The 21411-nt window shown below is 63.0% G+C and carries 20 protein-coding genes; 15 read left to right on the forward strand and 5 right to left on the reverse strand.

Annotation, left to right across the window (positions count from 1 at the left end; all coding sequences use genetic code 11):
• Positions 1-222 precede the first annotated feature (222 nt).
• Positions 223-786 (forward strand): DUF7146 domain-containing protein, encoded by a 564-nt coding sequence (locus G432_RS24440; protein ID WP_443024293.1) that lies wholly within the window; start codon positions 223-225, stop codon positions 784-786.
• A gap of 18 nt (positions 787-804) precedes the next feature.
• Here the strand turns inward: G432_RS24440 and istB (G432_RS12505) are convergent, their stop codons facing one another.
• Both istB (G432_RS12505) and istA (G432_RS12510) read right to left on the reverse strand, forming a co-directional pair.
• Positions 805-1533 (reverse strand): IS21-like element helper ATPase IstB, encoded by a 729-nt coding sequence (istB, locus tag G432_RS12505; RefSeq protein ID WP_015459191.1) that lies wholly within the window; start codon positions 1531-1533, stop codon positions 805-807.
• A complete protein-coding gene (gene istA / locus G432_RS12510; protein WP_015460387.1) occupies positions 1520-3034 on the reverse strand; it encodes an IS21 family transposase in 1515 nt (504 codons plus the stop codon). Before istA (G432_RS12510) ends, istB (G432_RS12505) begins: the two co-directional genes overlap by 14 nt.
• 127 nt (positions 3035-3161) lie before the next feature.
• Here istA (G432_RS12510) and G432_RS12515 point away from each other — a divergent pair, with 127 nt between their 5' ends.
• The 14 genes from G432_RS12515 (at position 3162) to istB (G432_RS12575) (ending at position 16563) form a co-directional block, all read left to right on the forward strand.
• Positions 3162-3833, forward strand: a complete 672-nt coding sequence (locus tag G432_RS12515) for a hypothetical protein (RefSeq protein ID WP_015459193.1) — start codon at positions 3162-3164, stop codon at positions 3831-3833.
• A 155-nt stretch (positions 3834-3988) separates the two neighbouring features.
• Entirely contained in the window at positions 3989-4738 is a 750-nt protein-coding gene (locus tag G432_RS12520) for an ArdC family protein (RefSeq protein WP_015459194.1), read from the forward strand.
• A 157-nt stretch (positions 4739-4895) separates the two neighbouring features.
• A complete protein-coding gene (locus tag G432_RS12525; RefSeq protein WP_015449377.1) occupies positions 4896-6245 on the forward strand; it encodes a tyrosine-type recombinase/integrase in 1350 nt (449 codons plus the stop codon).
• Positions 6242-8032, forward strand: a complete 1791-nt coding sequence (locus G432_RS12530; protein WP_037465845.1) for a hypothetical protein — start codon at positions 6242-6244, stop codon at positions 8030-8032. The genes G432_RS12525 and G432_RS12530 overlap by 4 nt, the downstream gene beginning before the upstream one ends.
• The gene (locus tag G432_RS12535) at positions 8029-10242 is read left to right on the forward strand and encodes a phage integrase (protein WP_015449375.1); all 2214 of its coding nucleotides are present in this window, start codon (positions 8029-8031) and stop codon (positions 10240-10242) included. The genes G432_RS12530 and G432_RS12535 overlap by 4 nt, the downstream gene beginning before the upstream one ends.
• A gap of 49 nt (positions 10243-10291) precedes the next feature.
• The gene (locus G432_RS12540) at positions 10292-11194 is read left to right on the forward strand and encodes an ArdC family protein (protein ID WP_015449374.1); all 903 of its coding nucleotides are present in this window, start codon (positions 10292-10294) and stop codon (positions 11192-11194) included.
• On the forward strand, positions 11191-11487 hold the full coding sequence (locus G432_RS12545) for a zincin-like metallopeptidase domain-containing protein (RefSeq protein WP_015459195.1): 297 nt from the start codon (positions 11191-11193) through the stop codon (positions 11485-11487). The genes G432_RS12540 and G432_RS12545 overlap by 4 nt, the downstream gene beginning before the upstream one ends.
• 11 nt (positions 11488-11498) lie before the next feature.
• On the forward strand, positions 11499-11921 hold the full coding sequence (locus G432_RS12550; RefSeq protein ID WP_015459196.1) for a hypothetical protein: 423 nt from the start codon (positions 11499-11501) through the stop codon (positions 11919-11921).
• A 300-nt stretch (positions 11922-12221) separates the two neighbouring features.
• The gene (locus G432_RS12555) at positions 12222-13175 is read left to right on the forward strand and encodes a DUF2493 domain-containing protein (RefSeq protein ID WP_015459197.1); all 954 of its coding nucleotides are present in this window, start codon (positions 12222-12224) and stop codon (positions 13173-13175) included.
• Between the two features lie 117 nt (positions 13176-13292).
• Positions 13293-13472 carry a hypothetical protein gene (locus tag G432_RS24110; protein WP_236626771.1) on the forward strand — a complete coding sequence of 60 codons (180 nt, stop codon included), beginning with the start codon at positions 13293-13295 and terminating at the stop codon, positions 13470-13472.
• Entirely contained in the window at positions 13441-13716 is a 276-nt protein-coding gene (locus G432_RS12560) for a DUF6878 family protein (protein ID WP_236626772.1), read from the forward strand. Before G432_RS24110 ends, G432_RS12560 begins: the two co-directional genes overlap by 32 nt.
• A gap of 10 nt (positions 13717-13726) precedes the next feature.
• The gene (locus tag G432_RS12565; RefSeq protein ID WP_015459198.1) at positions 13727-14155 is read left to right on the forward strand and encodes a DUF6915 family protein; all 429 of its coding nucleotides are present in this window, start codon (positions 13727-13729) and stop codon (positions 14153-14155) included.
• Between the two features lie 178 nt (positions 14156-14333).
• Complete coding sequence (gene istA, locus G432_RS12570; protein WP_015460387.1) at positions 14334-15848, forward strand: IS21 family transposase; 1515 nt, start codon at positions 14334-14336, stop codon at positions 15846-15848.
• Positions 15835-16563 carry an IS21-like element helper ATPase IstB gene (istB, locus tag G432_RS12575; protein ID WP_015459191.1) on the forward strand — a complete coding sequence of 243 codons (729 nt, stop codon included), beginning with the start codon at positions 15835-15837 and terminating at the stop codon, positions 16561-16563. Before istA (G432_RS12570) ends, istB (G432_RS12575) begins: the two co-directional genes overlap by 14 nt.
• On the opposite strand, the gene G432_RS12580 is transcribed toward istB (G432_RS12575), so the two are convergent.
• Genes G432_RS12580 through G432_RS12590 form a run of 3 tightly spaced genes read right to left on the reverse strand, consistent with a single transcriptional unit; the run spans position 16547 to position 21403 of the window.
• Complete coding sequence (locus G432_RS12580) at positions 16547-18388, reverse strand: DEAD/DEAH box helicase family protein (protein WP_015459199.1); 1842 nt, start codon at positions 18386-18388, stop codon at positions 16547-16549. The genes istB (G432_RS12575) and G432_RS12580 overlap by 17 nt on opposite strands.
• Positions 18385-20247, reverse strand: a complete 1863-nt coding sequence (locus G432_RS12585; protein WP_015459200.1) for a phospholipase D family protein — start codon at positions 20245-20247, stop codon at positions 18385-18387. Before G432_RS12585 ends, G432_RS12580 begins: the two co-directional genes overlap by 4 nt.
• Positions 20237-21403 (reverse strand): DUF6361 family protein, encoded by a 1167-nt coding sequence (locus G432_RS12590; RefSeq protein ID WP_015459201.1) that lies wholly within the window; start codon positions 21401-21403, stop codon positions 20237-20239. Before G432_RS12590 ends, G432_RS12585 begins: the two co-directional genes overlap by 11 nt.
• Between the last annotated feature and the right edge of the window lie 8 nt (positions 21404-21411).

Below are 21411 nucleotides of genomic sequence, written 5' to 3' on the forward strand. Positions count from 1 at the left end.
CCCATGCACCAACACCGATCATCCCAATTCCAAGGTCTGCAACTGGAAAACCGCGCGCGCAAGATAGTTGAGCAGCTGGGCGGTGCCTGGTCGCGTTCGCGCGGAATGTGCTGTTGCCCAGCCCACGACGACCGCACTCCTTCGCTAAGCATCACACTCGGAAAGCGCGCAATCCTTGTTCATTGCTTTGCCGGCTGCACGAACGAGGCGGTGATAGAAGCTATGGCTGGGCTCGGAATACGAATTGCGGACCTGTTCGATGGCACGAGTGGTCCGATCGTGGCCGAACCGCGCGAGGAAGTCGCCAATCGCAATGCGCTGAGGCTCTGGCGTGAGGCGTCGACCATCGCTGGCAGCCCCGCCGAAAAGTACCTCGTGTCCAGAGGCATCACGATTTCTTCGCCGGAGCTGCGTTTCCACCCGCATATGCCGCTGGGGCCAAAGGGTGCTGTCCGGTTTCTACCCGCGATGGTGGCGGCCGTGCGCAATGATGCCGGAATTCTGGCGCTGCACCGCTCCTTCCTTGACCTCGACAAAACCAGCGTGGCTTCTTTCGATCAGCCCAGGCGTGCGTTAGGCAGCCCCGGTTCTGGCGCGGTGCGTTTCGCGTACCCCAATGGGGGACGCCTTGGCTGTCAATCGGCGTCCAAACGGGACCCCCGATCGGCGCGCAAAAGGGACCCCCTCTCAAGGATGGGGCGACGGTCGAGGAACGCTCCTTGCGCTGCGCGCGGCGTAGGGAGGGCGGAGCCCGACCGGAGACGCGCGCAGCGCAAAGCATCTTAATCCCGGCATGCGGTGGGATCAGTTGCGGTTCTTGAAGCGCCAGCTGTCGTTGCCGGTCTCGATGATGTCGCAATGATGAGTGACGCGATCGAGGAGCGCGGTGGTCATCTTGGGATCGCCGAACACGGTGGGCCATTCCCCGAACGCCAGATTGGTGGTGATGACGACGCTGGTTTGCTCATAAAGTTTGCTGACCAGATGGAATAGCAACTGCCCGCCTGAGCGGGCGAACGGCAGATAGCCAAGCTCGTCCAGAACGACGAGATCGAGCCGGGAGAGCTGGGCGGCAAGCGCGCCACTCTTGCCGATCCGGGCCTCTTCTTCGAGGCGGGTCACCAGATCCACGGTGTTGAAGTAACGCCCCCGCGCCCCGGCGCGGACGACATTGGCGGTGATGGCGATGGCCAGATGGGTTTTGCCGGTGCCTGTGCCGCCGACCAGGACGACATTGCGCCGTGCAGGCAGGAACGCGCCGCTGTGTAGCGAACGGACCAGCGCCTCGTTGATCGGCGTCCCCTCGAAGTGGAAGGCATCGATGTCCTTCACCACCGGCAGCTTGGCGGCTGCCATCCGGTATCGGATCGAGGCTGCGTGGCGATGGGTTGCCTCCGCGCGCAGCAGATCGGTCAGTATCTCCATCGTCGTGCGCTGCCGCTGAAGGCCGGTGGTGACGGCCTCATCGAACGCGCCGGCCATCCCCTTGAGACCGAGCCCGCGCATCGCGTCGATCATGTCATGCCGCTGCATGGAAGTTCCTCAGTTGGTCGTAACGGGCACAGTCTGCGATCGGCGGATGCCGCAGGGCGTTGTCCTCCGAAGTGACGATCGTCAGCGGTCGCGGCGGTTCGCGGCGCCGCGCCAGGATATTGAGGATCAGATCATCGCTCGCCGTGCCGGTCGCCAGCGCCTCCCGCACGGCGGCCTCGACGAGTTCCAGACCGTCGGTCAGCACGGCCGCCAGCACGCGCACGAACCGCCGATCGGCATCATCGCCATTGCCCAGCTTGCGGCGCAACCGAGCCAGTGCTGGCGGCAGCTCCCAGTCCTGGAAAGGGGCGCCGTTGCGCAAAGCGCCGGGCTTGCGGGCCAGCACCGGCAGATAGTGCCAGGGATCATAGATCGTGCGGTTACGCCCGAAGAAGCGGGGATGTTCGGCAACGACCTCATCATCGCATCGGACGACAATGCGGTCGGCATAGGCCCGGACCTGCACCGTGCGTCGTGCCACCGTCGAGAGAACCGAGTATCGGTTGCGATCGAAGCTGATCAGGCAGGTGCCCGACACGCCATGCTCGCTCTCGTTGAAGCCGTCGAACGGCCCCAGCATCGGTTGCAATGCGGGGCGTTCCATCTCCAGCATCTGCGCCACGGTCTGTTCGCCCTGTTCAGGATGCGCCTGCCGTTCGGCCCAGCGCCGGCACTCGGCTTCCAGCCAGCCATTGAGCTCCTCAAGGCTGGCGAACCGCAAACGGGGCTGGAAGAAGCGCCCTCGGATCGTCTGCACCTGGTTCTCGACCTGGCCCTTCTCCCAGCCCGCCGCCGGCGAGCAGGCCGTGGGCTCGACCATATAATGGTCGGCCATGATCAGGAACCGCCGGTTGAACACCCGCTCCTTGCCGGTGAACACGCTCGTCACCGCCGTCTTCATATTATCGTAGATGCCGCGCTTGGGCACGCCACCGAAAAAGGCAAAGCCGCGCGCATGCGCGTCAAACAGCATCTCCTGGCTCTCGCGGGGATAGGCCCGGACATACACCGCCCGCGATGCGCACAGCCGCATATGCGCGACCTTCACCCGCATCGGCTTGCCGTCGATCTCGACATCCTCGTGGCTCCAGTCGAACTGGTAGGCCTCGCCGGGCTGGAACAGCATCGGAATAAAGGCCGTCGTCCCATCGCCGACATTCCTGCGCCGCTCGACCTTCCACCGTGCCGCATAGCGACGCACGGCATCGTAGGAGCCTTCGAAACCCTCACGCACCAAAAGGTCGTGGATACGGGTCATCCGAAGCCGGTCACGTCGGCCCAGCAACTCATTCTCTTCCAGCAGCACATCAAGACGATCCTGAAACGGACCGATCCGCGGTAGCGGCTGAACCTTGCGTCGATAATCAAATGCGCCTTCCGGCGCCCGGATCGCCTTGCGGATCACCTTCCGCGACACATGCAGATCACGCGCGATCGCCTTGATCGCCTTCCCGCCGGCGAACTCTCGCCGGATCCGAACCACTGTCTCCAAAACCAACATCCCGATCTCGCCGCCTGAACATCCAGACGACTGTTTAGGCTATCGAAATGAGGGGTCCCTTTTAGACGCCGATCACCCCGCTAACGGGGTCCTTTTTGCACGCCGATCCACACTTTCGCTCGACATCATGGTCTTCACCCTCGCGGATGCCGACACCCACGACTGGCGGTCACGCGCGGCCACGACCCTGCGTGGCGGCGTCCCCGCGGGTCCGATTGTCGGGTTCGAAGCGAAGGATGCGCCGGCAAGCGCGTCCCTTGCGGACCTGCGCTCGGGTCTCGATGAGAGTTGGCGATCCGGCGAAGACGCTTCGTCGCGCTTCAAGATGTTTCGGGCACTCGCTGATGAAAGTCGCGCAGCATGGCTCGGCTTCGTCGTCGCTCGCACGCTCGAGGCGAGCCTCAACATGGCAGGCGAACGTCAGATCGCGTTCCAGGATCATCTGGGCAGCACGATCGGCATCGACATGGCGCAATGTTGGCGTCCGACTGCGGCGAACTACTTCGACCGTGTCTCGAAGCAGGTCATTCTCGATGCGCTCACCGATGTCGGCGGCCTGGAACTGTCCTCGCGCTTCGCATCGGTGAAAAAGGGCGATCTCGCGATGAGCGCCGAGCGCGTCTTCGCGGGGACCTACATTACCGAGGTCGAAGTTCGGGAGAGGGCGCTCGCCTGGGTGCCCGAAGTCATGCGCTTTGCCGACCAGCCGGAAATTCCTGCCGATAACGAAGCGCAAAGTCCCGACGCGGATTTCGTCGCCAACGACGACAATCAGCCGCCGAGCGAGCTGGCCGCCTGACCTCCTCCTGACAGGAACGGCTGCTCGCCACCGTGAAGCGGTCCTCCGGCACATGCCGGGGGGCCGCTTCCTTCATGGAAAGAGAGCGGAGGGGGCTCCGGGATCTCCGGCACTGACCGACGGAACTGTCGTCAGGCCATTTCAGGAGATCCAACATGGCCTATCGCAAGGGACAAAGCGGCGGAGTGTCGCCTGCTACCCGTATCACCCAGGAAATCATCGCCCGCCTCGAGTCCGGCACGAAGCCGTGGATCAAGCCGTGGCGCGGTGTGCCAGTCTCGCGCCCATTGCGGGCGTGCGGCATCCCTTATCGCGGCATGAATGTCTTCTGGCTCTGGATGGTTGCCGACATGTGCGGTTACGCCTCGCCGTTCTGGATGACCTACAATCAGGCCAAAGAATTGGGCGCACAGGTGCGCAAGGGTGAAAAATCCACCATCGCCATCTTCTACAAGAGCTACACCAAGGAAGTCGAAGCCCCTGACACCGGCGAAAAAACCGACGAAAGTCGTCGCGTGTTGAAGGCCTATCCGGTTTTCAATGCCGATCAGGTCCAAGGTCTTCCGGAACGTTTCCATCCCGCCGCGACGCTTGAGGTGGTGGAGCCCGAGGGCCGTCAGGCTGAACTCGACTCATTCTTTGCCAGTATTCCGGCCGTCCTGCGTCATCAGGGCGACGAAGCCTATTATGAGCCAGTGGCTGACCGGGTGACAATGCCGCCCGCGCATCTCTTCTCGGGCTTCGATCACTATTACGCGACGCTCGCGCACGAACTGTCGCATTGGACCGGCCATGCCAGTCGCATCGACCGCAATCTCAAGAATCGATTTGGTTCTGCAGCTTACGCCGCCGAGGAACTCATTGCCTTATCTGGACAGTCTGCACCGCATGGCACTTTGCAGTAGGATGTGGTGATGGACGCCGACGGTAGGCAGTTATCAGGCTGGCCGTAGCGCTGACCCAAGAGCTGGCGGAGGCCAGCCTGATAACTGACGGGCCATAGGGCGCAACGGTGCGAGGTCAGCTTCCGGGTGGGGGGTCCGGGGGGAGGGTTTCGCGCTGATGTCGATCATCTCTGTCTGCGAGCGTCGCGAGGCCAAGGGTCTCGATGCGCATGTGCCGCTGATCTTGCGCGACGACGCGCTTTACGATCCCGATCTGGATCGCTTCTTTCTCGACCTGCCGCTGTCGGGCGTCCGCTCGCGGCACTCGCTTCGCGCCTGTGCCTACGATGTCGCGGTCTGGCTTCGCTTTCTCGATGCCTTTGGCAAGACCGTGTGGACTGCGACCCGCGACGATGTGGTCGCCTATCATCGTGAGCGACGCCGCGACGAGGCTGATAACCGGATCACGGCGGCAAGCTGGAACCGGGCCGTCGCCAGTCTCGATCGCCTCTACCGCTGGGGCGAGCAGCAAGGGCTGATCGCCGAGGCGCCGTTCAGCCGCCGTGCCGTGTGGCGACCGGCGCAGGGCGGCCGTCGCGGCATGATCGCGGCGCGCAACGACGCCTATGAACGTGTCGCGAGGCGGTCGGATGTTCGGTTCGTCCCGATGGACGACTACCGCATTTTCCGTGAGGTCGGCCTGCGCGGTCTCGCCCCTGACGGCACCGAGCGCCCTGGCGCGCGCGATCGGAACGGGCTGCGCAACGCGCTGTTCGCCGATCTTCTCGTCACCACCGGCCTGCGCCTCGAAGAGGCGTCGTGCCTGCTCGCTGCCGAGCTCACGGCGATCGACCGCGAAGACGGTGATGGACAACAACTTTGGCTGCCTCTCCCGCCGCCGCTCACCAAGGGCGACCGAGGACGCAGCGTTCTGGTCCCGCGCCGGCTGCTTCGTCAGATCGCCGCCTATGTCGCCGTCGAACGGGCCGCAGGCGTTGCCAAGTTTGCCGCGCGCGATGGCGCGGCCAGTTTTGAGCGACCGATCCCTGTCACTCGCGCCGGTCTCGACCGCATGCGGGATATCTGCACCCCGGAGGAACGATGCCGCCTGATCCTGTGTGATGAGGATGGAACGCTCCGGGAGCCGGCGGCGCTATGGCTGACCGAGGTCGGGCAACCTGTCCGTCCCAACTCGTGGGAGGTGATCTTCACTCGGGCCTGCAAGCGGTGCGCGGAGAACGGTTTTCCGCTGTCGATCAGCCCGCACCAGCTTCGCCACACCTTCGCAGTCCATATGCTCGCGTTGCTGATCCAGCAGCGACTACGCGAAGCCGCATTGCCGGCGGGGGCGGTAGAGAGCTACCGGCTGATCTTGGGCGACCCGCTGCAACAGGTGCAACGCCTGCTCGGCCACGCGAGCCTTACGACCACCTATATCTACCTCGACCATATCGCGACCCGCGCCGATACGGTCGACGCAGCCGTAGAGGAGCTACTCGCGCTGCTGCCGGGACCGCAGGGCGCATGAGCGGGCGTCCCCGCAGGGGCCGGCCTGTCGCTTTCGCTCCGATCACCCCGGAGGCTGTGCAGCCCGATCCGGTGCTCGGCCTCAAGTTCACCATCGAGGCGCGGCATGGCGGGACCGTCCTGGTCGATATGACCGGGCTCGAGCCTCGTCCGCTCGCCATTGCCTTTGCCGGCGCGCTCCATCGGTCAGCGGCACTCGGCGGATCAATCGGTGCGGCCAGCGTCATCAAGCAGTATCTCCAGGTCTATCGTCACTTCTTCGCCTGGCTTGCCGACGAAGCGCCGAAGGTGGCCGGCATCAGTGATCTCCACGCGGCCCATATCGATGGTTTTTCCTCCACGCTCGAGCGACTCGGGAAGAGCGCGATCCACCGGCACATAATCGTGGGCAAGGTGATCAACACATTGCGCATGATGGAGGCAGATCGGCCCGACCGGATCGCGCCCGACCTGCATGAGCGGCTTCGTTACACGTTGGCCACTTCGGCAGGTCGCTCGACCCCGCGCGATGCCTACAGTCCGTTCGTCGCTCGCGCACTGCGCGACGCCGCAAGGGCCGATATCGAAGCGATGTTCCGCCGTTTCGGCGCCGATGACGACCACACCGATGAGGGCGATCCGATCATCGCCAGGGCGCGCGCTGAAGTCGAAGCGGTCATCGCGCGGCAGGGCTTTATCGTCGCAGACCATCCCGCGCTGAAGAGCCTCTATTTCATGCGCGCACGGCGCGGCCTGCCGATCAGCACGCTGGTCGATGACCTGCATCGCCGCCATCATCTTCACGTCACCGATATCCCCCCATTGTTCGTGCTACTTTCGCTCGATACTGGCCTGGAGCCCGAGTGCTTGAAGGCGTTGACGGTTGATTGCCTGGCCAACCCATCCGCTGGCACTGTCGAGTTGCGTTACCTGAAGCGACGCGCCCGCGCTGCCGAGCACAAGAGTATGCGCGTGCGCGACGGCGGCATCGGCACGCCAGGTGGCCTTATCCGCCGGCTGATCGAGGTCACGGCAGTTGCGCGCCAACATCTGTCCGCTGATTGTCTCTGGGTCTACCACAACGCTGGCGGGCTGCACGCCGGTATTCGTCATCCGCGCGAACGTCTCGATGCGTGGGTGGCTCGGCACCGGATTGTCGATGACGACGGCAAGCCGCTCTACCTTCTGCTTTCCCGCCTTCGCAAGACCCACAAGGCGCTGTGGTACACCAAGACCGAAGGGCATATGGCTCGGTTCGCGGTCGGGCATAGCCGTGAGGTCGCCGCGCGCCATTACGCGGATCTACCCTCGCTCCGGCCCCTGCACGAGGCCGCGGTCGCCGATGCCTTCCGCGAGGCGGTCGCCGCTGCGATGCCGACCATACTCCCGCCCACTGCGGAGCAGGCACTGCGCGAAGGGCCCGAACAGGCCGCGCCGCTGATGCCGCCAGATACGGTCGATCCGCTGCTCGACGGCGAACAGGATGTCTGGCTCGCCGCTTGTGCGGGCTTCCATCGCAGTCCCTTCGCCGAGGTTGGTTCGCCCTGTTCTCAGCCTTTCTGGGGGTGTCTCCATTGCCCCAACGCTGTCATCACCGCGCGCAAGCTGCCCGCGATCCTGGCCTTCCTCGCATTCGTCGAAGATCAACGGCAGGGCCTGCCTGGTTCTGACTGGATGGCCAAGTTCGGGCAGGTTCATGCCCGGATAGTCAACCAGATTCTGCCAGCATTTTCCGATGCGGTCGTCGCCGAAGCGCGGCTGCGCGCAACCGACGAGCATCTCTATCTCCCGCCCGAGACGCGCGCATGACGGCCCCCGCCTATGTCCCGGCGCTCGCGTTCGATGATCGGCCCGTGTTGACGATTGTGCCGCTCAAGCCGGGCCATTCCCGTGAGGCACTGTCGCGTGTCGGTGACCCGAGCTGGGATCTTGGACCCGCTGTTTTCCGCGAGAACGCCCGGCGCTGCCATGTCACCGTGCATTTCGACGTGCTTGAACATGCCGATGTGCAGGCGACGATGCGCGCCTATCTCTATGCCCGTCTCAACGTCGATCTCCCCGGCTACCGTCCGAAGCTATTGCCCGCCTGTATCCGGCAAGCGTTCAATCGGGCGCGGCGCTTCTTCGGTTTTGCGCGCGGACGACTGGGTGTGCTCGACCTTAGCCGCATCGATCCCGCGCTGATCGATGCTTATGCCCGCCATCTGCGTGATGATCCCGCAAGGAGGCCCGTCATCGTTGGCCACCTTCTCGAGGTGATCATCGATCTATACCATTACCGCGACCATCTTCCCGGTGGCGGCCTGTCGTTTGAGCCTTGGGAAGGACGGGCTCCTGCGCGCGTCGCTGGCTATCGGCATGTCCGGGAGAACCGCACACCGCGTATGCCCGAGGGGATCATCACCCCGCTGCTGGCCTGGTCGCTGCGCTATGTCACCGTCTTCGCGCAGGATATTTTCGCGGCCCGGCGTGAGCTTGATCGCCTCGAAGCCCAACGTGACCGCTGGTTTGCTGCCGAACGGGGACTGGCACACGCCGAGCGTCGTCAACGGCAGCGGATGCGATTGCAGCGCTATTTCCGGTCGCGCGCGCGGCAAGGCCGAGGCGTACCGGTCTGGGTAAGCCCACCCAACGGATCTGCCTCCATCGATCCGGCCAGCGGGACGACCATGCCAGTCGTCAACGTGCAGCTTCTCCATCTCCACGTCGGGGTCGACGCCGCCGCAGAACCGGCGATGCACCTTACTCTCGCTGGCGGTGCTTCCGATCTCATTGAAGCTGCCATCGCGGATATGGGCGTCGAACCTGGCGGTATGGATACGCCGATCTCGATTGATCCCGATCGTGGTTTACCATGGCGGCCCCGTTTCGATGCCAAGTCCCTTATCCTCGAAGAGCGCATGCTGCAGGCGGCAGCCTATGTGGTCTGCGCTTATCTGACCGGGATGCGCGATTGCGAGGTGCAGGCGATGCGTCGGGGATGCCTGACCCTCAAGCGGAGTGAGGATGGCGTCGTGTCACGGCACCGCGTGCGTTCCACCGCCTACAAGGGCAAGGGTAGCGGGGGAGCGCCGGCCGAGTGGGTGACCATTGCTCCTGTCGCTGATGCGATCAGTGTGCTCGAGCTATTGTGCAAGCGTGCGGCCGACGCTCGCGGCCTTGATACACTCTGGCCCGTGCTGTCACTGACGCGGAGCCGCAAGTCGCACGTTTCCGCGGAGATCGTCCGTCAGATCAACGCCTACCGTGACCATCTCAACACGCTGTTCGGTTCGGACGAGGCGCCCGCTATTCCGCCAGGACCGGACGGCAAGCCCTGGCGGATTACGACCCGCCAGTTTCGCCGCACCATTGCATGGCATATCGCCAACCGCCCCTTCGGAACGGTGGCTGGCATGATCCAGTACAAGCATGCCTCCGTTGCCGCCTTCGAGGGCTACGCAGGAAGCAGCGCCTCCGGGTTCCGCGCCGAGGTGGAGACGCAGCGCGGACTCGGCCAGCTCGACGACTTGCTCGATTATTTCGACAGGCGGCGAGGTGGGGCCTCCCTTTCCGGACCAGCGGGCCGGCGCATCGAGCGCGTCCTCGATGAGACGGCCACGCAACTCAGCCCATTGCCAGCGATGATCGCCGACCGGTCCCGTCTGCGCACCATGCTCGCCAGCCTTGCCCGCACCCTGCATGTCGGCACGCTGGCCGATTGCTTCTTCGATCCGGCAACAGCCTTGTGCCTCAAGCGTGCGACAGATTCCTCGGCGAACCGGCCGTTGACAGCACTTTGCGAACCGACCCGCTGTCCGAACGCCTGCATCGCCGAACGTCACCGGCCCATCTGGGAGCGGAGCGCCACCGAGGCGCGGATGTTGCTGCGCGAGAAGCGCCTGCCTGGATTGCAACGAGCAGCGCTCCAGCACGAGGTTGACCGGATCGAGGGCGTGCTGGCCCAGATCGCGCCTGAAGGCGCGACGCCGCCCTTTCGGGCGGCGGTAGAGGGAGAGGAGGGCCTGGAGATGGGGTGACGGGATGAGGAGCGGGAGAGGCCTGCTTCGCCCGTCGTGGAGATCGAACATGTCCCGCTCATCAGCGCCGGCCGAGCGCGCCGACGTTTATACCCGCATCACCACCGAGATCATTGCCGCCATCGAGGCGGGCGCGGGCACCTGGCGCATGCCCTGGCATCATGATGGCGCCGCCGTCACGCGGCCCGAGAACTTCTCATCCCATAAGCGCTACCGGGGCGTGAACGTGCTCGCGTTGTGGGCGGCCGCACAGGTGAGCGGCTATGCCAGCGGCCTGTGGGGCACCTATCGGCAGTGGCAGGCGGTCGACGCCCAGGTTCGCAAGGGCGAACGCGGCACGACAGTCGTTTTCTGGAAGCAGGCTGCGTCCAACGTCGATCAAGACCATGACGATGGCGATCAGCGGCCCGGTCGTATGTTCGCTCGCGCTTTCACCGTGTTCAACCTCGCGCAGGTCGAAGGTTATGAGCCTGCGCCGGTCACCCTATTGCCGGAGACCGAACGCCTCGCCCATGCCGAAGCATTCGTCGCGGCGCTGAACATTCCGATCACCGAAGGCGCCTACGATGCCCATTATCGCATCGATCTCGACCAGATCTTCATGCCGCCTTTCTCGGCGTTTCACGATGCAGCCGCTCACATGGGCACCCTGCTGCACGAGTCCGGCCACGCCACAGGGGCAAAGCATCGGCTCGACCGCAACTTCCAGGACCGGTTCAAGCGCGATTGGCTGCCGATCGAAGAAGCCTGCGCCGAACTCACCGCATCGTTCGTCCTGGCGGACCTCGGCATTGCCCATCATCCGCGCCCCGATCACGCCGCCTATGTGGCATCGTGGCTCAGTGCTCTGAAGAAAGATCCACGGGCGATCTTCACCGCCGCCAGCAAGGCCCAGCAAGCCGCCGACTGGATGTGGGCGCAGCAGCCCCAGCGCGAGGAGTTGGCAGCATGACCAGCACCTCCGCTCGACCCCCAAAAATTCAAATTAGGGCTGGACTGTCAGGATATGTCGCAGAACTCTCGAGCGCCATGCTTGGCGCTGAACTCGGTCTGCCAGTCACCCACCTCGATAGCCATGCCAGCTATATCGAGCACTGGCTCAAGCTCCTGAAGCAGGATGACCGTGCCATTCTCACCGCTGCCGCGAAGGCTGAGGAAGCATCAAGGCTTTTGCTCAGACTCGGAGGACGGATCTCTGCCGATGATACCGACGAAGCGTCTGCCGACGCTGCGTTGGCCGCCTGAAGGAGGGTGTCATGGGCCGATCGGTCAGTTACCCCAGCGGGGCCATTGTCGCCTTCACTGTGCTCGAAGTCGAAAATGACGACGACTGGGACTTCGAATATGAGTGGCTCCGCGAGGATCTGCGTGAGCGCGCAGGGCAGGCATTCCCTTCTCTGATCGCGCACGACGGTTGGCGAGGCCGCGAAGACCGCATCCTCATGCGCAATGCCTATGCGGATTTCGGCGTGTCGGTTTACGCCGGCCTGGTTGCGGTATGGATCGTCGAGCGTGACGATGGCGCCTATTGGGATGCCGATTGGCGCACGGCCAGATCGCCCAGAGCACAACGCTGGCTGTCCCAGATCGCCCCGCGTTTTGAAGCGTTGTTCGGCGACTACGTCTGCCTCGGTCACATGTCGAACGGTGAAGGTGTTTACGCAAAGCGGGTGGCTTGAATGCGTCAGTCACTTTGAACGTGGCGAGCTGCCTGTCCTCCCTGACGAAGCTTGCTTTTGCACTCATGGTCTGAAGCCATGCGAGAAAGGCCCTGGGCCAGCCGCCAGTCTTCCGCAACCCGGCTTGCGCAGGCCCGAGTTGGCCCGGCCCTGTGGGCCGTTGGCCTGCCCGCGCCAGCCTGCCCAAGCAGGTTTCCCCTGTCGGGTGCGGAGACTGCCTCCAGCTGGCCCTGACGGGCTCTCGCTGGCGCAGCCATGAGCGGGTGCATCAGCCTCACGCCAGTCAGGAGGACAATACCCATGCACTCATCATTTTCAGACCAACTTGCCGGCCTCGATCTTTCCGGTTTTTCGATTGGTCCTGCCCCGGTTTCCGCCAATGATTTTCCGGTCCACGATGCGGTAGTCCAGACGCTCGAAGCCGTCTGGTCCGATCTATTTGCGATGGTCTCTGGGACTGCGCTGGAGGCCGATGCCGAGGACCTCGGCTGGGCGTTCGTCAACATCTTTCACCGTTCCGCGACCCGCAAATCGACCGCAGTCGACCGCGCAACCGATGAAGTCCGAGCGCTCCTGGCTACTGCCGATGGATCCGAAATTCATACCCATGAACTCGAGACCCAGATTGAGCGTGCGCAGTGTGCTGAAGGGGCCATGATCGCTCTCGAAGAGATGCGCGAAGTGGCCGCTGCCCTCTATCTCAACGAATTCGGCTCCTCGTGGAAGCCCGTGTCGAGTTCGCGCTTCAATCACAGCGCCATGCTGACTTCCGCGCTTGTCGAGGGCCGCGAGTTCGTCCGAGCCCGGTCTGAAGCCAAGCGCCGCGCCGCCATGCCAGAAGGTACGCCGGTGATCTTTGCCGGTGGCCGCACACGCCATCCAAACGAGCAGGACGCACTCACCTTTGCCAACAATGTCTGGGCTACTCTGGACAAGGTCCACGACCGGGTTCCTGACATGGTGCTTGTCCACGGCGGAGATACCAAGGGCGTTGACCGTCTGGCATCTTCATGGGCGGAACGACGCAACATCCCGCAAATCAGCTTCTCCCTCGACACGCGCCTAGGCGCGCGCGCAGGCTTCAAGCGCAACGAGCGTATGCTCTCGCTCGACCCCCGTTATGTCGTCGCCTTTCCCGGAAACGGGGTCCTGGAGCGCTTGGTCATCGAAGCCAAATCCCGTCGGATTACCGTCGTTGATCGCCGCGGTCCGCTTGGAACTTCTCCCAAGCGCGCGGCTCAGGACACCGACTGATGCGTCCGGCATCGCGCCAGCGCCATCGGCGCTGGCGCAGCCCTTCAGAGGAAAGAATTCGCCTGTTCTCGTGGGCAAGACGATCGGTGCTTGCCCCCACATCTCAGGAGAAATCTGATGACTGATTTTCAGGCGATCATGGCGAATTTTGCTGTCCGCCAGGCCGAGCGCGCGGCACAGGCACAAAGTGAAATCCAGCGGCTCAAGGCAGCTATCATTGCCCCGCTGCGCAACGCCGAAATTGCCCGTGTAGAAATCCGTTTCGATGGGTGCGGTCGAAGAATGCGTCTTCTCTGACGCCGTCGGGGCAAGTGTTCCGTGTCCCGAAGTGACGATCGCCTGTGCCGGAGAAGGCGACGACCAGAGCCTCAATTCCGCCCTCGAGCAACTGACTTACCTTGCTCTCGAACGCCATCATCCCGGATGGGAAATCAATGATGGTGCCTGCGGCGAACTGATGATCGAAGTGGCTACGCCGAGTTTCGTTCTGGACTGCCAGCTGCGTTACACGGCGACCGACGACCATTCGACTGATCTCTAGGAGAGGTGCGATGGCTCATTGCTACTATCACGCCCTATCGTCGGTCCGGAAATGGGGAGGGGTGGAGGAAGACTACCTGCCGCTCCACCAATGGTTTGACCAGTCGAAGGCGATCTTTGCTGATCCGCGGCACCGGGCCCTTCGGCACCATGCCGAAGGCATTTTCATGCTCGAAACGCTGTTCGGGCCTACCATCGTCAACGCCGACAACCGTGTCGTGCCTGTTCGCCTTGTAGGCGAGCAGCACGTCCGCGAGGACTTGGGTGCGATTCCTTCCTTTGCGGATTGGGGGCGCCTAATCACGCCCCAAGACTGGATGTTGCGGGGGCACCGTCTGGACGAGCCTATACCGCTTGGCACTGTGGAGACTGGTGCTGGCGGTGCGTTTTCAGGAGGTCATTCGTCGGCTTCGGGACGAGCTTTCGTAGTCGAGATATGATGTCGCCTTTGAAGGCAGGTGAGGTCAGGGGGCACGTCGCATCCCGATAGTACGAAAAGTCATGGCTGTGGATCGGCGTGCAAAAAGGACCCCGTTAGCGGGGTGATCGGCGTCTAAAAGGGACCCCTCATTTCGATAGCCTAAACAGTCGTCTGGATGTTCAGGCGGCGAGATCGGGATGTTGGTTTTGGAGACAGTGGTTCGGATCCGGCGAGAGTTCGCCGGCGGGAAGGCGATCAAGGCGATCGCGCGTGATCTGCATGTGTCGCGGAAGGTGATCCGCAAGGCGATCCGGGCGCCGGAAGGCGCATTTGATTATCGACGCAAGGTTCAGCCGCTACCGCGGATCGGTCCGTTTCAGGATCGTCTTGATGTGCTGCTGGAAGAGAATGAGTTGCTGGGCCGACGTGACCGGCTTCGGATGACCCGTATCCACGACCTTTTGGTGCGTGAGGGTTTCGAAGGCTCCTACGATGCCGTGCGTCGCTATGCGGCACGGTGGAAGGTCGAGCGGCGCAGGAATGTCGGCGATGGGACGACGGCCTTTATTCCGATGCTGTTCCAGCCCGGCGAGGCCTACCAGTTCGACTGGAGCCACGAGGATGTCGAGATCGACGGCAAGCCGATGCGGGTGAAGGTCGCGCATATGCGGCTGTGCGCATCGCGGGCGGTGTATGTCCGGGCCTATCCCCGCGAGAGCCAGGAGATGCTGTTTGACGCGCATGCGCGCGGCTTTGCCTTTTTCGGTGGCGTGCCCAAGCGCGGCATCTACGATAATATGAAGACGGCGGTGACGAGCGTGTTCACCGGCAAGGAGCGGGTGTTCAACCGGCGGTTCCTGATCATGGCCGACCATTATATGGTCGAGCCCACGGCCTGCTCGCCGGCGGCGGGCTGGGAGAAGGGCCAGGTCGAGAACCAGGTGCAGACGATCCGAGGGCGCTTCTTCCAGCCCCGTTTGCGGTTCGCCAGCCTTGAGGAGCTCAATGGCTGGCTGGAAGCCGAGTGCCGGCGCTGGGCCGAACGGCAGGCGCATCCTGAACAGGGCGAACAGACCGTGGCGCAGATGCTGGAGATGGAACGCCCCGCATTGCAACCGATGCTGGGGCCGTTCGACGGCTTCAACGAGAGCGAGCATGGCGTGTCGGGCACCTGCCTGATCAGCTTCGATCGCAACCGATACTCGGTTCTCTCGACGGTGGCACGACGCACGGTGCAGGTCCGGGCCTATGCCGACCGCATTGTCGTCCGATGCGATGATGAGGTCGTTGCCGAACATCCCCGCTTCTTCGGGCGTAACCGCACGATCTATGATCCCTGGCACTATCTGCCGGTGCTGGCCCGCAAGCCCGGCGCTTTGCGCAACGGCGCCCCTTTCCAGGACTGGGAGCTGCCGCCAGCACTGGCTCGGTTGCGCCGCAAGCTGGGCAATGGCGATGATGCCGATCGGCGGTTCGTGCGCGTGCTGGCGGCCGTGCTGACCGACGGTCTGGAACTCGTCGAGGCCGCCGTGCGGGAGGCGCTGGCGACCGGCACGGCGAGCGATGATCTGATCCTCAATATCCTGGCGCGGCGCCGCGAACCGCCGCGACCGCTGACGATCGTCACTTCGGAGGACAACGCCCTGCGGCATCCGCCGATCGCAGACTGTGCCCGTTACGACCAACTGAGGAACTTCCATGCAGCGGCATGACATGATCGACGCGATGCGCGGGCTCGGTCTCAAGGGGATGGCCGGCGCGTTCGATGAGGCCGTCACCACCGGCCTTCAGCGGCAGCGCACGACGATGGAGATACTGACCGATCTGCTGCGCGCGGAGGCAACCCATCGCCACGCAGCCTCGATCCGATACCGGATGGCAGCCGCCAAGCTGCCGGTGGTGAAGGACATCGATGCCTTCCACTTCGAGGGGACGCCGATCAACGAGGCGCTGGTCCGTTCGCTACACAGCGGCGCGTTCCTGCCTGCACGGCGCAATGTCGTCCTGGTCGGCGGCACAGGCACCGGCAAAACCCATCTGGCCATCGCCATCACCGCCAATGTCGTCCGCGCCGGGGCGCGGGGGCGTTACTTCAACACCGTGGATCTGGTGACCCGCCTCGAAGAAGAGGCCCGGATCGGCAAGAGTGGCGCGCTTGCCGCCCAGCTCTCCCGGCTCGATCTCGTCGTTCTGGACGAGCTTGGCTATCTGCCGTTCGCCCGCTCAGGCGGGCAGTTGCTATTCCATCTGGTCAGCAAACTTTATGAGCAAACCAGCGTCGTCATCACCACCAATCTGGCGTTCGGGGAATGGCCCACCGTGTTCGGCGATCCCAAGATGACCACCGCGCTCCTCGATCGCGTCACTCATCATTGCGACATCATCGAGACCGGCAACGACAGCTGGCGCTTCAAGAACCGCAACTGATCCCACCGCATGCCGGGATTAAGATGCTTTGCGCTGCGCGCGTCTCCGGTCGGGCTCCGCCCTCCCTACGCCGCGCGCAGCGCAAGGAGCGTTCCTCGACCGTCGCCCCATCCTTGAGAGGGGGTCCCTTTTGCGCGCCGATCGGGGGTCCCGTTTGGACGCCGATTGACATCATGCGCCGGCTTGCCTCATGCGAGAGAAGCGCTGCAATCGCGTCTGGGACCATCGACCAGTCCGAGAAGACGAGCGTCTTGGTCGCCGGGACAGGCTCTCCGAATGAAGGACGAGAAGGCGGAATCCACAGCGCTCGATCGAGGCCGTGTTGGAATGCAGTGTCGGCGAGCGCGCGCATTCGTCCGTTGCGAAGTGGAATCTCTGCGAAGTCTTCGACCTGTGCCTTGTCGATGAAGTACGGCGCGGCGGCTCTAATGGCGGTGCGCAGCTCCTTGGCCGGCCGCAATTTGACTGCCTGCAGGCGCTCTCGCAGCTTGTAGCCACGCATGAAATTGAGAAGGTACGGCGACGACTTCCAATATTCGACGATGCCGGGCGCACTGACGAGTTCGGCCACCTGCGAGACCGCTTTCGCCTCCCTCAGATCGTCCGTTTCAATCGTCAGCGGGGGCTTCAACTCCCTCACAAGCGAATTGCGGTCCGCAGTGGAGTCTACGCGCTCCGTCCGGGCAATGACCTGGCTGAGGATGTGATGCACGCGGTCCCGCTGGATACGCGCGGCTGATTTTGACGCAGGCATTGCCTGCAACGCACGCCGGAATTGCGAGAGCTCATTCTCGAGTTCCCTGACACGCGCCTCGCCGTCCACGTCGCCGAAGAGGAAGCGCATGGTTCGCAGAAAATCGCTGTAGTGATCGCCTTCTTCCGGATCGTCGCTGCTCAAGGTGAGCATCCGGTACGGCGTAGCGGACAGCAACAGCAGGCGTGCCGACGAACCGTCCGGGCCGGAGTAGGAAAACAGCGCCCGGGCAAGCTCCGCGGCCGCTGCCTTTTCGGGCGCAAGACTCTCATCGTGCTCATGCAGCAATTCGGCAAACCGCTGGAACTCGTCCAGGATGATGAGATCCGGGGTAAGTGCGTCGACGCATATCCGTGCCAGGATGCGGCGAAGTTCCCCGATTATCGAGGCCGGGCGCTGGTCGGGTGGGTAGTCAGGACTTTTCTTGTTCCGTGCCAGCTCCGATGCCGCGCGAATGCGCTGGATGAAGTCATCCCCGATAGCGTCGTTGAATTTCTCGGATATCTCCTTCGAAATCGACTGGCTGCGCATCCAATCTGTCCAGCCGGGCCAGTTCTCAGGCGTAACTCCACCGCGAAAAATGCGCTGCACGCCACCATGTCGGATGCCGAGCCTTTTTCTCAGCATCTCATAAATGAGAGCGCGCTCTTTTGCCGTGCCCAACGACGATTTGAGATCGAGCGTCGTTCCCGGTGTCAGGCTGATGAGATTTATGGGCCTGGATGCGATCCCTCCTTCCTGCTCGATCTCAAGCGGCAGGAGCGTGAGGCGGGTGTTCAGCGGTTTGGTCGCCGATCCGATAACATTGAGTGACTTGATATTCTGCTCGGCTATCGCCTGGTTCGAGCAGATGTAAACCACGTCTATGCGGTCAACCTTTCCTGTCAGTTGTTCGATCGTCTTGGCGATAACGCCGCGCGCAACCATGGTCTTTCCTAAGCCGACTTCGTCGGCAACGAGGAACTGACGCGTGGGCGACGCATCCGTGAACAGGCGCTGGAATACATAATCGACCGTGGCGCGCTGGAAGGGCTTCAGGATTTCCAGATGGTCGTTCGCCCGATAGGTCACTGCCGCGCTCCCTTGGTGGCCAGGAGCGGCGCAAAACTTGCCCAAAGCGCGAGAAACTCTGGCGGCACTATGTTCGCGCCGCCATCCGGATCTTCGAGGCGCTTGATGAGCTGATCGATCTCGGCGAGCTCGCCGCTATCGAGGCTTAGAGCGCGAACCATCGGTTCGAGAAGCGATGTTCCGCCCTGACCGAGCCGGCGCAGCCATTGCCCTTCGCCGGCGGACTCGCTCTCGAGGAAACTCCCTTCGCCCAGACTTCCGAGGAGCAAGCTCAAATATCGAAAGAAATTCTCGACGTTCGCAATGTGCGCCCGCAGCACGGCGGCGTCGCGCCCATCAGGGACCCCGACAAGCCGCGCACCAAGGGTGAAGGCGACTTCCACGCCAGTCTGATCGTCGCGAAGGCGGATTCCCAACCAGCGGGTGACCTCGCTCAATGGCACCGAACCAAGCGTCATTCGAGACTGTGCTTTCGAGAGCAACGCCGCAGCATCGTATCCCCGTTCGTTCGCAACGGTGATTGCGCGCATGAAACAGCTTACGCCGTCCGGTAGCTCGAGGGATGGGGCTTTGCCGGCGATCTCGACTTCGAGCGCAATGGTATCCGTCAATTGGGTGCAATGAAGGTCGAGCGCGATCGCCGCGATTTTGATGCGCAGTTTCTCCAGCGCCTTTTCGGCTGCCGCCGCAGCGTCCTGCTCGGGCGGCTCGGATGGCGTATAAGGAGCCAGGAGGCGGCGAAATCCTTCCGATAATACCGCATCCTCAATCGTTCCCATCCGGGATTTCGGGCCATCGAGCGTGGCCATGATCTCTACGTTCTGCGTCCGGCCTCCGTGGGTCGGCACCAGCGCAGCCGTCGTCGCATTGGCGGACCCAAGATGAACGTGTAGGCGTGAGCCGCGCTCGACCACATAAGCCTTGGCGTGAAGACCCTCGAGATCGGCTGAACAGGCCTCCTCGCGGTCTTCCTCCTCGTATTCGGTGGCGCGGTCATCGAGGGTTTGGATCTCAAACAGACTGCGAATGGCCGGTTTGATGCAGTCGAGTTCCTCGGCCCGCGCGACGAGTTTGCAAGATGCGGGATCATCGTATCCCGCAGCCAGTTGCTTGAGCGCGTCCCCGCTTACAAAGGGAGACAGGATAGCAAGACGCTCCCCCTTTTGCGGCGCCCACGCTCCCGCTTCCAGGCCATTGACGGCGAAGCGGATCTTGGTTGCCCCGGCGGGAAGATCGTCCCACCAGCAGCAGGCGAGATCGCGCAGCAGCGAAGGGAGGAACTTTGGCGCCGTCGGCCGATTGGCCGCATTCGCCAGTCCCGGAAGGGCGCGTAAGAGCCCGACGACGGGCTCATTGCCTTCGCAAACATCGTCGGCGACCGTGCCATCGAGGCAAAGCGCCAAATCCCAGCATCGATCATTGGTCAGGTTACGCGAAAGAATCGCCAAACGCATGCGGATGGGCATGCCCTTGCGTTCCGGTTGGAAGCGAATGCACCACAATTTAGGATGAAACGCTCCGCCTCCCGGCGCCGCAACTTCGGTGATGGTTTTCTCATAGAGAGCCATCAGACGCGCTGCATTCGGGCGCGCCTCCTTGATGCGGCCACGATCGCAGTAAATGGCCATCCGGCCCGCCATCCGTTCGACGCTTTGCAGCAGAGCCAAGGGGCTGCGCAGCATCTCGTCGCGATTCTCCGCGTCGCGAAATACAATGGCGATCGGGATCGCGAGGGCGGTCTCGAAATCGAGCGAATAGGTGGTGGCTATGGCGTGGTCGAACCTATAGCCGTCGGGCGAGCGCATGAGCGAGGTGTAGAGTTCGCGATTTTCAGGGTCGAAGGCGGGATCAACCGGCATCGGCTAGCTCTCCGAGATAGCGGCTGGCGATGCCCCACCTGAAATCGAGTCGCGCGTCCCCCGAGGCCCCTGACCAGCGTTCAAGCGGCGCATCGTGAAGGAGCCTTGCCTTCATCCTTTTCAGCCCGTGCTCCCGCTGCTTGAGCAGTTCTATCGCCTGGTGATCAGCCTCAACGGGACCAGTGCCGTCCCGGGCGATTGTTATCCATCCCCGGATGAAGTCCCGCGATGACTTGGTGAGGTTGTGGCTGGTACTGCCAATCAGGCCGAAGAGGTCGTCGAGATCCCAGTCGTTCAACGCCAGGTGATCGAGCTCCGACCTCCAAACTTCGATGCGCGAGCGATAGTCCGCCGCCAGTGTGTCCGCATCGGCATGTTTCTTGGCGTTTGGCAGGTCTGCAGCACGAAGGGCCAGCAGGAGGTTATAGAGAAGGCTGGCTCCGTACATAACGCCGGAAAATCGTTCGGCATGCCGAAGGACCGCGCGATTGGCGTCTGAAATGGTGTCTTCGGCGATCTGCCACGGCCAGTCATCCGCGAAGGATTTGCCCTTGCGAGCCAACTCGTTCAGCAAGCTTGAGCCCGCATGGCTTTCGATGCGGTCTCGCAGGAAATCAGCCTCACCATCGGCCAGGGCGAAAGACGCTTGGTCCAGGAGATCTGCGGGTGGCTTCGGAAGGTTGGACGACCAAAGTTTCAGATCGTGGTCCTTCAGGCTTTCGGGACCATAGGACAGGAAGGTCGAATGGCTGCCCGGTAGCGCCCGGATGCCTAGCGTGTTCAGACCCGCCCAATAAACGCTTGATGCGAGGCGCTTCAGGTTCCGCCCCGCGTCTCGTCCGATCACTCCGATCGTCTCTCCACCGCGCAGCAGGGCTTCGCTCAACTGGAATTCCAGATCGCGAGCAATAACCGTGCGTTCCGCCTGCGTGGCCTTGCGACCCTGCGCTTCCAGATAGATCCACGGAATAAAAAGCATGTAGCGCAGCCGCGTCTGGATCGTGCTGGTTCCGGGAAAGAGAAGATCGGCCAGCCCGTCACGCACGGTGCCGAGGCCGAGCTCGTCGCGCGCCTCGGGCTGTTTGAACAGGTCGATCAGTGTTTGAGCGCGGCGACGCTCTTCGGGGTCAAAATCAATCCAGGCGAGATAGGACATGAATGCTT

The organism is Sphingomonas sp. MM-1, assembly GCF_000347675.2.
GTDB classification, from domain to species: domain Bacteria; phylum Pseudomonadota; class Alphaproteobacteria; order Sphingomonadales; family Sphingomonadaceae; genus Sphingomonas_E; species Sphingomonas_E fennica.

What these genes read in the sequence shown, in the direction of transcription:
- G432_RS24110 (WP_236626771.1), top strand. Translation starts at nt 13,293, where the DNA reads ATGACTGATTTTCAGGCGATCATGGCGAATTTTGCTGTCCGCCAGGCC.
- G432_RS12530 (WP_037465845.1), top strand. Translation starts at nt 6,242, where the DNA reads ATGAGCGGGCGTCCCCGCAGGGGCCGGCCTGTCGCTTTCGCTCCGATC.
- G432_RS12520 (WP_015459194.1), top strand. Translation starts at nt 3,989, where the DNA reads ATGGCCTATCGCAAGGGACAAAGCGGCGGAGTGTCGCCTGCTACCCGT.
- G432_RS12535 (WP_015449375.1), top strand. Translation starts at nt 8,029, where the DNA reads ATGACGGCCCCCGCCTATGTCCCGGCGCTCGCGTTCGATGATCGGCCC.
- G432_RS12525 (WP_015449377.1), top strand. Translation starts at nt 4,896, where the DNA reads ATGTCGATCATCTCTGTCTGCGAGCGTCGCGAGGCCAAGGGTCTCGAT.
- istA (WP_015460387.1), bottom strand. Translation starts at nt 3,034, where the DNA reads ATGTTGGTTTTGGAGACAGTGGTTCGGATCCGGCGAGAGTTCGCCGGC.
- G432_RS12550 (WP_015459196.1), top strand. Translation starts at nt 11,499, where the DNA reads ATGGGCCGATCGGTCAGTTACCCCAGCGGGGCCATTGTCGCCTTCACT.
- G432_RS12565 (WP_015459198.1), top strand. Translation starts at nt 13,727, where the DNA reads ATGGCTCATTGCTACTATCACGCCCTATCGTCGGTCCGGAAATGGGGA.
- G432_RS12585 (WP_015459200.1), bottom strand. Translation starts at nt 20,247, where the DNA reads ATGCCGGTTGATCCCGCCTTCGACCCTGAAAATCGCGAACTCTACACC.
- G432_RS12560 (WP_236626772.1), top strand. Translation starts at nt 13,441, where the DNA reads ATGGGTGCGGTCGAAGAATGCGTCTTCTCTGACGCCGTCGGGGCAAGT.
- G432_RS12515 (WP_015459193.1), top strand. Translation starts at nt 3,162, where the DNA reads ATGGTCTTCACCCTCGCGGATGCCGACACCCACGACTGGCGGTCACGC.
- G432_RS12545 (WP_015459195.1), top strand. Translation starts at nt 11,191, where the DNA reads ATGACCAGCACCTCCGCTCGACCCCCAAAAATTCAAATTAGGGCTGGA.
- istA (WP_015460387.1), top strand. Translation starts at nt 14,334, where the DNA reads ATGTTGGTTTTGGAGACAGTGGTTCGGATCCGGCGAGAGTTCGCCGGC.
- G432_RS12590 (WP_015459201.1), bottom strand. Translation starts at nt 21,403, where the DNA reads ATGTCCTATCTCGCCTGGATTGATTTTGACCCCGAAGAGCGTCGCCGC.
- istB (WP_015459191.1), bottom strand. Translation starts at nt 1,533, where the DNA reads ATGCAGCGGCATGACATGATCGACGCGATGCGCGGGCTCGGTCTCAAG.
- G432_RS12540 (WP_015449374.1), top strand. Translation starts at nt 10,292, where the DNA reads ATGTCCCGCTCATCAGCGCCGGCCGAGCGCGCCGACGTTTATACCCGC.
- G432_RS12555 (WP_015459197.1), top strand. Translation starts at nt 12,222, where the DNA reads ATGCACTCATCATTTTCAGACCAACTTGCCGGCCTCGATCTTTCCGGT.
- G432_RS24440 (WP_443024293.1), top strand. Translation starts at nt 223, where the DNA reads ATGGCTGGGCTCGGAATACGAATTGCGGACCTGTTCGATGGCACGAGT.
- istB (WP_015459191.1), top strand. Translation starts at nt 15,835, where the DNA reads ATGCAGCGGCATGACATGATCGACGCGATGCGCGGGCTCGGTCTCAAG.